Raw genomic sequence first — 11,545 nt, 5'->3', positions numbered from 1 at the left:
GGGGGGGGGGGGGGTAGTGAAGGGGGCAGGGCGTTTGACTACTCGGCCATTACGGTGATGTTCTCGCGGTGCGCGCGGATGACGTCCCAGCTAAAGTGCTCGACCAGCCGCTCGGCAGAGCGCGGCGTGGTGTCCGGCGCGATGCCCGTTTGCCCGGCGAGCCAGCCCAGCAGCGCTTCGGGCGTGCCAAAGCGGGCGCGGAGTTCGCCCAGGTCCAGATCGCGGTCTCGTTTGGAAAGGCGGCGGCCGTCCGGTGCCATGAGCAGCGGAATATGTGCGTAGTGCGGCGTGGGCAGTCCCAACAGGTGCTGCAGATAGATCTGGCGCGGCGTGGACCCCAGCAGGTCGCATCCGCGCACGACCTCGGTGACGCCCATGGCAGCGTCGTCGACCACCACGGCTAGCTGATAGGCAAACACGCCGTCGCTGCGGCGCACCAAAAAGTCGCCGCACTCGGTGGCGAGTGCTTCGCATTGGGCGCCGTACGTGCGATCCACAAATTCGATCACGTCGTCTGCGAGGTCGTCGACGGTGGGCACGCGCAGACGTGTGGCCGGGGCGCGCAGGGCGCTGCGGCGGGCCACCTCCTCGGCCGAAAGACTTCGGCAGGCGCCACGGTAGATGGGCGTGCCGTCGCTCGCGTGCGGTGCACTCGCGGCGTGGAGCTCGGCGCGTGTGCAAAAGCAGGGATAGGTGAGGCCGGCGTCTTTCAGCCGGCGCAAGGCGCTCTCGTACAGGTCTAGGCGGTCGTGCTGGTAGTAGGGGCCTTCGTCCCACTCCAGCCCCAGCCAGGCCAGGTCGTCAATCAATTGGGCGGCAAGTTCCGGGCGCTTGCAGCGATCGTCCAGGTCCTCAATGCGTAACACGATGCTGCCGCCCTGGCTGCGGGCCGAAAGCCATGCGCACAGGCAGCTGAACACGTTGCCCAGGTGCATACGGCCCGAGGGCGACGGGGCGAAGCGCCCCACGACGGGCGCGGGAGCGGCCGGCGTCGTTGGCGCGTCGGCGGCGGTTGTTGCTATGTTGCGTGCGTTGATGTCCATGCGGACGAGTATAGCGCGGGGCGTGGTGGGGGAGACGCTGCCGTGGCCTGCAAGTTGCTGAGGCCACACGTTGCGCGTGCCGGACCACCGGCTCGGCGCCTTAATCGTCGTCAATCAATCTAGCCCTCAAACGACGGAAACCCCGGCAGCTCTTCGCAACTGCCGGGGTTTCCGCGGAAAAGGGGGACATGATCCTCAAGCGGACGGCAAAGGGGCAAACCGTTTTCGCTCAACTGCTTTATGCCCCTCAACTGGCGGCTCAATCAGCGCATGCCGCGCCCACACAAAGCCGCTACACCTGTGATGGAGCTATGAAGTGGTATCTATTGCCGGAGCGGGCTATGCCAAGGAGTGTCCCAGATTGCCGGCAGATAAGGAACGTCCCCAGGTGCCGGCGGCGGGCGTGACTTTTGTCCCGTTTTGACGCTCCGCTGACCTAGATGTTCGTCACATGAACTCGCAAACGTGGGACAATGACGCTACTGGTACCACAGACAAAGGATGTGCCTATGAACGCCCCCGTTGCCCAGCCCTGTCGGCAGCGCCGCCTGTTTGCGCGGTTCGCTTCCGTCTGCGCACTCGTCGCGCTTGCGTTGTTGCTGCTGCCTGCCGTCGCGCACGCCGACGGCTACTCCATGAGCCAAACCTATATCGGTGCCACGGTTGAGGCCGATGGCTCGCTGACCGTTGTCGAGGGACGCCAGTTCGATTTCGACGATGACATTAACGGCGTGTATTGGGATATCAATACAGGCTCTAACCAGCAAGGCGGCTCGGTGGTCGTCAATGTGCTGAGCGTCGAGGAAGACGACACTGCGTTTAACAAGGTCGACAGCGCAAATAAAGGCGACGACGGCGTTTACACGGTGGAACAGTCCGACGACGGCGTAAAGATTAAGGTGTTCAGCCCTCACGAGAGCGGCGACAGCGCAATCTACTACGTGAGCTACACCATGACCGGTGCGGTTATGAACTGGGCCGATACCGCCGAGCTCTACTGGAAGTTCGTGGGTGACGGCTGGTCTGCGGACTCCGATGACGTCGAGATGGAAGTCTACTTTGCAAATGCCGCTGCCGGGACGGCTGCCGTCAAGGGCGATAACTTCCGCGCATGGGGCCACGGCCCGCTGACGGGCGACGTGTCGCTCGATGCGGACGAGCCCATGGTCACCTATACCATTCCCTGCGTGCATGAGGGCGAATTCGCCGAGGCACGCATCGCCTTCCCCAGCGACTGGGTGCCGCAGCTTGCCGTCTCGGGCGAAAAGCGCATGTCGACGATTCTGAGCGAAGAGAAGGAATGGGCCGACGAGGCCAACGCTCGCCGCGCTCACGCTCGCATGATTGCCAATGCGCTTGCCGTGCTAAGTGTTGTCGCGGCGGTGGCCTTTACCGGCACAATCGTTGTGCTCAAGCTGCGCCGCCGCAAGCCCAAGCCGCTTTTCCAGGACGAATATTTCCGCGATGTGCCTTCGGCCGACCATCCCGCCGTGCTTTCGGCCCTCATGAGCTGGAACGAGGTGCCCGATCAGGCATATATCGCCACGCTTATGAAGCTTACCGACGACCGCGTGATCAAGCTGGAAGAAGCGACCGAGACCAAGAAGAAGGGTCTGCTCCGTCGCGAAAAAGAGGAGCAGACGTATCGCATCACAGTGACCGACGAGGCCTGGAAGGCTGCCAAGAAGGACGGCATCGATCGCGATGTGCTCAAGGTCTTCTTCGCCGGCGTTAAGCCCGATAAGGACGGAGTCCGTTCGCGCACGTTTAGCGAGCTGGAGGAGTACGCTAGCGAGCGCACCACATCTGTTGGCGACAAGCTCGAGGACTATCAGAGCACGGTTAAGGGCAAGCTGGAGGCGCGCGAGTTTATCGCATCGGATGGCACCATCGCCCTGGTTGCCGGCTTGGTTCTCGGCATCATCATCGTCTTTGGCATTCTGGGCTCTCTGATCTATACCGACTTTGCGGATGCCAATGTCGGCGCCGCTATGATCTCGATCCCCGTCACGATCGTGGGCTTTGTCCTGAGCTGCACCTTCCGTCGCTACACGCCGGAGGGCGCCGAGGTGGCGGCTCGCTGCAAGGCGCTCAAGCATTGGCTCGAGGACTTTACGCGCCTGAAGGAGGCCGTCCCCAGCGACCTGATCTTTTGGAACAAGCTGCTGGTGATGGGCGTTGCCCTGGGCGTTTCGAAAGAAGTGCTGCGACAGCTGGCCGAGGCCGTGCCTGCGGATTTGCGCAACAGCGACGATTTCTACGACAACTACCCCTGCTACTGGTGGTATTACCATCACTACGGCAACGAGTCTCCGCTCGATTCGTTCAACGATGTGTATCACGAGACCATCCGCGAGCTGGCTTCGAGTTCCGATAGCTCGAGCGGCGGCAGCGGTGGCGGCTTTTCCGGTGGCGGCGGTGGCGGCGTCGGCGGAGGCGGCGGCGGAACGTTCTAGCGAGCGCTTGCTTTGGGGTGGATCTTTCTGGGCGGTTGCCAGGGAAGATTCATCCCATTTTTGTGCATCGAAACGGGTCAAACTTTCCGCTGAGGACCTTCGCGCAAGGGGCAGTGGACAAAAAATGCCAAATATGAGTACTGTTGCTGCGTTGGTCACATATGTTTGCACATAATAATGGGCTCCTAATGAGAGTACTTCTCGTTAGGAGCTCATTTTATTGAACATTTGGGGAGTTACGTCAGCTCGTGCAGCTGGTCGTCATGCCTATAAGCATCAAAAATGCCCCGAATCGCTGCTACTAAAAAGGTAACAGTACTCATATTTGATGTATTTTGACCACGGCTATCTACAAACCCCCTAGGCCACTCATTAGGGACAGACTTAAATGACTAGTTGTTGGGGATCAGTCATTGGGGACGTTCTTAAATGACTAGGTGTGGCTGCTTGGGCTAGGCTGTTAGGTCGAGTTCGTAGAGAAAGCTTTCACGCGGCATGTCGTGACGACGCTCTTCGCGGTTGGCGCGGTGCGTGGCCGTGCGCTTAAAGCCGTGCAGCTCGTAGAACTTCCACGAGCAGTTAGAGTCGGTGTACAAGTGTGCCCTTGTCGCCCCGCGCGAGGACAGGTACGAGACCGCGGCATCGAGCAAAACCGAGCCAACGCCCAGGCCGTGGACATCGGGATCGACGGCGAGCAGCGTGACTTCGTTGTCGTGCGGCAACGGGCTGCTCTCGAGCAGACGGTTGTTGGTTCGGATGGTTGCGCGTACAAACGAGAGATACTCGGCGCAGGCATCGGGCTCCAGCTCACGCATCTGCGATAGCAGCGCGCGTTCGGTATCCATCCAATGTTCCTTAACGGTGGCGCCGGAGCTCTGTCCCGCACGCGCGAGCGAAATGCCACGCGCTTGACCGTCAATCACCGCAACCTGCGAAAACGTCGACGACGAAAGGCAGTAGGCAAGGTCGCACGCGGCCTCAAGGCGGTTGTACTCATCGTTATCCGAATTGTTATGCCAAAGCTGCTGCAGAATCAGCGCGATGGCGTCGAAGTCTTCGGTGTCAAACGGTCGGTAGAGAACCCGCGAGACCATAGTGCCTCTTTCTTTTGCGGATGCATATCGAGCACAGTTCTACCACGCCATTGGCATCTAATTATGGTGCCCCTGTGTTCCATGAACTCACCGCGCCCGGTGCTGCGCCCATGCCCTCCGCTCGCAAGCTTTTTCTGCACATGCGACCGTTGCGGGGTGCATCGACGCGCTCGATGCGCTACATTAAATCAGTATTTTCAATGCCGCTGCGCGAGCGCTGCAGATCGACGTATCACCGACTCACAGAGCACGGCGGCGTACCAGACAGGAGGACTGCATGGGATCTGATGTGAAGATCGCACGCGCGTTGATCTCGGTTACCGATAAGACGGGCGTCGTCGATTTCGCACGGACGCTGGTCGATGACTTTGGCGTCGAGATCATCTCTACGGGCGGCACGGCTCGTGCCATCGAGGACGCGGGCGTTCCCGTAACCCCCATCGAGGAGTTCACGGGCTATCCCGAGATGATGGACGGCCGCGTTAAGACCCTGCACCCCAAGGTTCACGGCGCGCTGCTGGCCCGCCGCGATTCCGAGCAGCACATGCAGGAGGCCGCTCAGCACGGCATTAAGCTGATCGACCTGGTCGTCGTCAACCTGTACGAGTTCGAGAAGACCGTTGCCAACCCCGAGGTCACCTTCGCGGATGCCATCGAGCACATCGACATCGGCGGTCCCTCCATGCTGCGCTCTGCTGCCAAGAACGCCACGAGCGTTACCGTCATCTCCGATCCGGCCGACTACGACGCCGTCCTGGCCGAGATGCACGAGACCGGCGGTTGCACCACGCTTTCCACCCGTCGTCGCCTGCAGGTGAAGGTCTACCAGACCACCGCCGCCTACGACACGGCTATCTCCCGTTGGCTTGCCGCCCAGGCAAGTGACGTGGCGGATACCTCTGCCAAGCTCGAGATTTCGCTGGAGAAGGTCGACGACCTGCGCTATGGCGAGAATCCTCAGCAGAAGGCTACGGTCTACCGCTTTGCCGAGGGTTGCGAGAACACCGCGAGCTCGCAGTTTCCGCTCGTGGGCTCCGAGCAGATCCAGGGCAAGCCGCTCAGCTACAATAACTATCTGGATGCCGATGCCGCTTGGAACCTGGTCCGCGAGTTCGACGAGCCTGCCTGCGTGATCCTCAAGCACCAGAACCCCTGCGGCTCCGCCGTTGCCGAGGACATTACGTCCGCTTACGACCGCGCCTTCGCCTGCGATCCCAAGAGCGCCTTCGGCGGCATCATCGCCTGCAACCGCGAGGTTCCCTTTGAGCTGGTTGAGCATTTTGCCGATCAGAACAAGCAGTTTGTCGAGGTCATCATCGCCCCGAGCTACACTGCCGAGGCGCTCGAGCGCATGGCCAAGCGCCCCAACCTGCGCGTGCTGGCTACCGGCGGCGTGGACCACGGCGCCCAGGTGGAACTGCGCTCCATCGACGGCGGCATGCTGGTGCAGGAGGTCGACCACGTGACCGAGGACCCCGCGACCTTTACGTTCCCCACCGACCGCAAGCCCACCGATGCCGAGATGGCCGAGCTCGAGTTTGCCTGGAAGGTCTGCAAGGGCGTCAAGTCCAACGCCATCCTGGTCTCCAAGGGCAAGGCCGGCATTGGCATGGGCCCCGGTCAGCCCAACCGCGTTGACTCTGCGCTGCTTGCCTGCGAGCGCGCCGAGGACTTCTGCGAGCGCGAGGGCGTGGAGAAGGGCGGCTTTGCCTGCGCAAGCGACGCGTTCTTCCCGTTCCGCGACAACGTCGACGTGCTTGCCGCACACGGCGTGACCTGCATCATCCAGCCCGGCGGCTCCAAGCGCGATGACGAGAGCATCCAGGCCTGCAACGAGCATGGTATTGCGATGGTCTTCACCGGAGCCAGGCATTTTAGGCACTAGAGGCTTTCCCAAGCACCCGACCTTGCCCCTCAAACCGTCGCTTGCGTACATTTAGTACGCGGCGCTCCTCTTTCGGGGCAATCTCGGGCACTTGGAAAACCCTTAATGGGATGTTTCTCTATCCCATTAAACTGTTCGGTCGCCTGACCATATCGTCATAATAATCTCTGCAAAAGACGGCTGCTCCGTTTGGAGGGCCGTCTTTTTGGTATAAGAGGACGGAATGACTAACACGAAAGGTATGACCATGCCCCAGATTGATGATGCAGAGCTGTTTGGCAATGCCGAGGACCAGCGTGCGTACGAGGACTTTTGCGCCAATCAGGAGGCGGTCGAGAAGTTTACGCTCGACAAGCCCGCGCTTATCTGCCGTTGGCGCATGTCCAACAAAAAGGTGCCCATGCTCAACCGTCACATTCGCGCGCTGTCCGAGCGCTTGGTGCAGGGCGAGCCGCTTACCCATAACATGCTCAGCTGGGCCAAGCAGCACGTTGAGTGGTCGCTTGCCGAGGGCGATTACACCGCGCACGACGGCGTGCTCATGCTGGTGATCGACGTTAACGGCAATGCCGCCATGACGGTGGGTGAGTACGAGCCGCTGGCCGATACTTCGGCCAAGGCGCTGCGTGCCCGCTCCGCCGAGGCCCGCTCCGAGGCCGACGAAACCGGCGTGGCGCCCGAGCTGCTCGCTGCCGTCAACAACGGCGAGCTGGCCTTTGTGGCGCCGGCGGACGAGTGCCTGTGTGGCACGGCGACGCTCATAGAGCAGCTGGCCCAGACCAAGGGCATCCCGGTCACGCGCGTAGACATTCCCGCACAGCTCAAGGGCGCCTTGTTCCTGGTAAGCGACGAGCACGGCGTGGTGCCTGCCACCGACGCCGACGCCGCCGAGTCTGATGCCGCGACGGTCGCCTTCTTTGCCGACGGCTACGAAAAGCTTCGCGCCCGCCGCTAAATGATTATTCTGGGACGGGGATTAAAGAATCATTTTGGTTCCCGCCACCGCTGCGAGTGCGAGGCGGACAAAACGCCCCCGCTCGCGAACAGTTCTGTCACCTTGGCGACGTGCGTGGCGCGCACCTGCAGTTTCGCAGCCATAATGGTGGCAAGACAACCAAGAGGGGAGCGGAATCCATGGCGCTAATCTATATCGTTGAGGACGACGAGCCCATTCGTCGTGAGCTTGTCGACATCCTTGCCCGCGCCGGGTTTGAAATCGAGGCCTGCGAATCGTTCGAGCATGTCTCGCGCGATATTCTCGCCGCCGCGCCCGACCTGGTGCTGCTCGACCTCACGCTTCCCGTCAAGGACGGCCAGCATATCTGCCACGAGGTTCGCCGCGAATCCGAGGTCCCCATCATCGTCCTCACCTCGCGCACGACCGAGATCGACGAGGTCATGGCCATGACGCTCGGCGCGGACGACTTTGTTCCCAAGCCCTATAGCGCGCGCGTGCTCGTGGCGCGCATCAACGCACTGCTGCGTCGCACCGCGGCGTCAGGCGAGCGCAGCACGCTCGTCCACAAGGGGCTGGAGCTCGACCTCGCCCGCTCTATGGTCACCAACACGGCGACCGGCGACAGCACCGAGCTCACCAAAAATGAGCTGCGCATTCTCTCGCTGCTCCTGAGCCGCGCGGGCAAGATCGTCTCGCGCTCGGCCATCATGCAGGACCTGTGGGACTCCGACGCCTTCGTGGACGACAATACGCTCACCGTCAACATCAACCGCCTGCGCACCACGCTCGAAAAAATCGGCATCAAGGGGTATTTGACGACGCATCGCGGCCAAGGCTATTCGGTCTAGGGGCCGGCTATGTCGTTTGGCAAGTTCTTTAAAGATGCACTGCTTCCCGTCGCCGTGTGGACGTGCGGCGTGCTGCTGAGCTGCTTTGTGCTGACGGTCGCCGGCGCACCCGTTTCTATCGTGGTCGTGGCGGTTGGCGTGTCCTTTATCTTCGGTATGCTCGGCATCGTGATCGAGTACGCTCGCCGTCGCCGTTTTCTGCGTCAGTTGGAGCGCGCGGCAGAGGAGCTCGAGAGTCCCGCATGGGTGCAGGAGATGGTGCAATGCCCAACCTATGCCGAGGGCGAGCTCGAGTACGAGGTCCTGTGCCGGGTGGGCAAAGCCGCCTGCGACGAGGTTGCCGAGGGCCGGCGTCAGACCGAAGACTATCGCGACTATATCGAGAGCTGGGTCCACGAGGCCAAGCTGCCCCTGGCGGCGGCTCACCTGATTCTGGAAAACCTCGACGGCGGCGCAGATGACCCAACACGTGTCGATGACCTGGGTCGCGAGTTGGCTCGCGTGGAACGCTATATCGACCAGGCGCTGTACTACGCGCGCTCGGAAGTCGTGGAGCGCGACTACCTGATTCGCCGCTGGGACCTTAAGACCTTGGTGACGGGTGCGATTAAGGCCAACGCGCGCGAGCTCATTGCGGCGCACGTGGCTCCGGTGTGCGAGAACCTCGACTTCGAGGTCTTTACCGACGAAAAATGGCTCGAGTTTATCCTGGGCCAGCTCATTCAGAACAGCATTAAATATGCGCGCGAGGACGGCGCGAAGATCGTGTTTTCGGGCGCGTTACTGGACGAGGGCCTGGCGAGCGAGCGCATCGAGCTCACCGTTGCGGACAACGGCTGCGGCGTGTGTGCGGCAGACCTGCCACGCGTGTTCGAGAAGGGCTTTACCGGCGACAACGGCCGCACCACCAAGCGCGCAACGGGCATCGGCCTCTACCTGGTGGCGCGCCTATGCTCCAAGATGGGCATCGACGTCACGGCGGCATCCGACTCCGGCGAAGGCTTTGTCGTAACGTTCGCCTTCTCGACGAACAAGTTCCAATACTTTGAGTAGCCGGGCCGTCTTGCGCTGCGGACGGCTATGTTCCCGAACGTGAACTTAGCTAAGGCAACTGGCGTTATGTTCCCGAACGTGAACATAACTATGAGGCTCAAATGGATCTCCCAAAACAAAAACGTGCAGCCCAAACAAAACGTGCCACCCCAAACGGGGCGGCACGCCATCTTTTATCAGCCAACTCGCTGAAGTAAGGCTGCGAAGGCCGCGGGGCCGGGAGGGGTTTCCTAAGGGCACATCCCGCAGCCGCAACGCGGCGAGGACGTGCCCGTGGAAACCCCGCAGGCCCCGCGGCCGGTGGGAGCAACGCTACTTCACGACCAAAATGTCGCAGTCCGTATTGCGCAGCAGGAACGTCGAAATCGAGCCCAGGAGCGCGTACTTAATTGAGGACAGGCCGCGGGCGCCGCAGAGCACCAGATCGGGCTTGACCACGTCGAGCATCTCATCCTTGAGCGTCTCGCGAATGCGGCCGGTACGAATCATGACCTCGACCTCGGGAATGTTGGGATTGGCCTTGGCCTCCTCGAGCTGCTTGGCGATGGAGTTGTTAAAGGCCTCTTCCAAGCCGTTGACCAGGTCGACCGGATAGGAACCGGCGCTCTCGAGCGCGGTGGAGTCGATGACGTGGCCGATGATCAACTTAGCGCCGTTGTTCGCGGCGACCTTGATGGCGCGTGCGAGCACAAAATCCTGCTGCTCAGTACCGTCGAGTGAAACAAATACCTTGGTGTAGCCCTCGTTCATGGTTTCCTCCTTGGTCTATCGCACGGGCGCGGGGCTCGTGCGTCGGGCGGGCGCGGGCGCGTTGGCCGCCGGACACTTTATCTTGTTGCAGTTATACCCAAGGATTTCGGTTTGACCGCTCGCAATTCTGTGAACGGGCGAGTTTTTTGGTGAGGGTAGGCGCGGTCGCACCGTCAACGGTTGATAATGGGACATCGCCCGCATCGTCCGCAGAACATCTACCGGCGGGTGTCTAACGAGGGGGTCCCTTTGGATATTATCGAGCTTCTAAAATCTGCCTTCATGGGCCTGGTCGAGGGCATCACCGAATGGCTGCCCGTTTCGTCGACGGGTCACATGATCTTGGTGGACGAGTTCGTCAAGATGAACGTGAGCGAGACGTTCTGGAATATGTTCCTGGTTGTGATTCAGCTCGGCGCCATTCTGGCCGTCTGTGTGCTGTTCTTCCATGAGCTCAATCCGTTCTCGCCCAGCAAGGGCAAGGAGGGCCGTCGCGACACCTGGGTGCTGTGGGGCAAGATTGTGCTCGGCTGCATTCCTGCGGCGGCGATCGGCCTGCCGCTCAACGACTGGATGGAGGAACATTTCTACAATGCTCCCGTCGTGGCGCTGGCGCTCATTGTGTACGGCGTGCTGTTTATCGTGATCGAGAACTGGCGCGCGAGCAAGCGCGAGGAAATGGCCGTTGCCGGTTCGTTTGGTTCGTGTGCTGTGGTGTCGGGTGGACGTCCTGCCGGTGCGCACTTTGCGGCGTCCGCCGCGGCTACCGCCGAGGATGAGGACGATGACGATAACCTGGACTTTGGCTCCATCGCCACGCTCGAGGACCTGAGCTGGAAGACTGCGCTGGGTATCGGCTGCTTCCAGGTGCTTTCGCTGGTGCCTGGTACGTCTCGTTCCGGTTCTACCATCATCGGTGGCCTGCTTTTGGGCTGCACGCGTTCGGTGGCGTCTAAGTTCACGTTCTTCCTGGCTATTCCCGTTATGTTTGGCGCAAGTGCGCTCAAGCTGGTCAAGTACTTCATCAAGGGCGGCACGTTCGGCACCAACGAGATCGCCATCTTGGGCGTGGGCTGCGTTGTGGCCTTTGTGGTTTCGCTCATCGCCATCAAGTGGCTCATGGGCTTCGTCCGCCGTCACGACTTCAAGTGCTTCGGCGTCTACCGCATCATCCTGGGCATCGTAGTGCTCGCATACTTCTTTGTTCTGGAGCCTATGCTCGGCCTGTAACTTGGTTGACGCTGCACGGCGACCGGAGCGACAACTTGTCATTCAAAGGGGGCGGCATGACCAAAAGGTCTGTGCCGCCCCCTTTTCATGCCAATTTGTTCGCCCTGGCCGCCGCTCGCTGCTGCTGCCATGACATCGGCGGTTTCGTGATTGTCAATAGATTGGTTCAAAGTAACCTGACACCTTTGCACCAAATTCGCTGGGGTGGGCCTGACGGCGGCGCACGGA

The 11,545-nt window shown here is 61.1% G+C and carries 9 protein-coding genes; 6 read left to right on the top strand and 3 right to left on the bottom strand.

All coding sequences use genetic code 11. From position 1 onward, the window contains the following. Positions 1-38: 38 nt before the first annotated feature. A complete protein-coding gene (gene gluQRS, locus DWW12_RS08380) occupies positions 39-1,157 on the bottom strand; it encodes a tRNA glutamyl-Q(34) synthetase GluQRS (protein WP_255413268.1) in 1,119 nt (372 codons plus the stop codon). 395 nt (positions 1,158-1,552) lie between these two features. Here gluQRS and DWW12_RS09885 point away from each other — a divergent pair, with 395 nt between their 5' ends. Continuing rightward, positions 1,553-3,499, top strand: coding sequence for a DUF2207 domain-containing protein (locus DWW12_RS09885; RefSeq protein ID WP_158564434.1), 1,947 nt, complete (start codon positions 1,553-1,555; stop codon positions 3,497-3,499). Between the two features lie 452 nt (positions 3,500-3,951). On the opposite strand, the gene DWW12_RS08370 is transcribed toward DWW12_RS09885, so the two are convergent. After that, positions 3,952-4,593: a GNAT family N-acetyltransferase gene (locus tag DWW12_RS08370; protein ID WP_117640393.1), complete on the bottom strand. Its 642-nt coding sequence runs from the start codon at positions 4,591-4,593 to the stop codon at positions 3,952-3,954. A 277-nt stretch (positions 4,594-4,870) separates the two neighbouring features. On the opposite strand from DWW12_RS08370, the gene purH reads away from it, so the two are divergent. The 4 genes from purH to DWW12_RS08350 all read left to right on the top strand — a co-directional run bounded on the left by purH (position 4,871) and on the right by DWW12_RS08350 (position 9,337). Then, on the top strand, positions 4,871-6,478 hold the full coding sequence (gene purH, locus DWW12_RS08365; protein WP_117766417.1) for a bifunctional phosphoribosylaminoimidazolecarboxamide formyltransferase/IMP cyclohydrolase: 1,608 nt from the start codon (positions 4,871-4,873) through the stop codon (positions 6,476-6,478). 223 nt (positions 6,479-6,701) lie between these two features. Beyond that, positions 6,702-7,433, top strand: a complete 732-nt coding sequence (locus DWW12_RS08360; RefSeq protein WP_117759752.1) for a hypothetical protein — start codon at positions 6,702-6,704, stop codon at positions 7,431-7,433. 179 nt (positions 7,434-7,612) lie between these two features. Then, positions 7,613-8,284: a response regulator transcription factor gene (locus DWW12_RS08355; protein ID WP_117564915.1), complete on the top strand. Its 672-nt coding sequence runs from the start codon at positions 7,613-7,615 to the stop codon at positions 8,282-8,284. A 9-nt stretch (positions 8,285-8,293) separates the two neighbouring features. Beyond that, positions 8,294-9,337, top strand: a complete 1,044-nt coding sequence (locus DWW12_RS08350) for a sensor histidine kinase (protein ID WP_117564916.1) — start codon at positions 8,294-8,296, stop codon at positions 9,335-9,337. Between the two features lie 312 nt (positions 9,338-9,649). Here the strand turns inward: DWW12_RS08350 and DWW12_RS08345 are convergent, their stop codons facing one another. Next, positions 9,650-10,087: a universal stress protein gene (locus tag DWW12_RS08345; protein ID WP_089572432.1), complete on the bottom strand. Its 438-nt coding sequence runs from the start codon at positions 10,085-10,087 to the stop codon at positions 9,650-9,652. Between the two features lie 249 nt (positions 10,088-10,336). On the opposite strand from DWW12_RS08345, the gene DWW12_RS08340 reads away from it, so the two are divergent. Continuing rightward, entirely contained in the window at positions 10,337-11,317 is a 981-nt protein-coding gene (locus DWW12_RS08340; RefSeq protein WP_117855714.1) for an undecaprenyl-diphosphate phosphatase, read from the top strand. Positions 11,318-11,545: the final 228 nt, after the last annotated feature.

It is taken from the genome of Collinsella sp. AF14-35, assembly GCF_003464565.1.
Lineage (GTDB): Bacteria > Actinomycetota > Coriobacteriia > Coriobacteriales > Coriobacteriaceae > Collinsella.
The sequence above is the reverse complement of the archived record's forward strand: the minus strand, read 5'-3'. Positions and strand labels throughout refer to the sequence as shown.

Excerpts from the sequence above, each read along its gene's own strand:
- DWW12_RS09885 (WP_158564434.1), top strand. The coding sequence starts at position 1,553 with ATGAACGCCCCCGTTGCCCAGCCCTGTCGGCAGCGCCGCCTGTTTGCG.
- DWW12_RS08355 (WP_117564915.1), top strand. The coding sequence starts at position 7,613 with ATGGCGCTAATCTATATCGTTGAGGACGACGAGCCCATTCGTCGTGAG.
- DWW12_RS08370 (WP_117640393.1), bottom strand. The coding sequence starts at position 4,593 with ATGGTCTCGCGGGTTCTCTACCGACCGTTTGACACCGAAGACTTCGAC.
- DWW12_RS08360 (WP_117759752.1), top strand. The coding sequence starts at position 6,702 with ATGACTAACACGAAAGGTATGACCATGCCCCAGATTGATGATGCAGAG.
- DWW12_RS08350 (WP_117564916.1), top strand. The coding sequence starts at position 8,294 with ATGTCGTTTGGCAAGTTCTTTAAAGATGCACTGCTTCCCGTCGCCGTG.
- purH (WP_117766417.1), top strand. The coding sequence starts at position 4,871 with ATGGGATCTGATGTGAAGATCGCACGCGCGTTGATCTCGGTTACCGAT.
- DWW12_RS08345 (WP_089572432.1), bottom strand. The coding sequence starts at position 10,087 with ATGAACGAGGGCTACACCAAGGTATTTGTTTCACTCGACGGTACTGAG.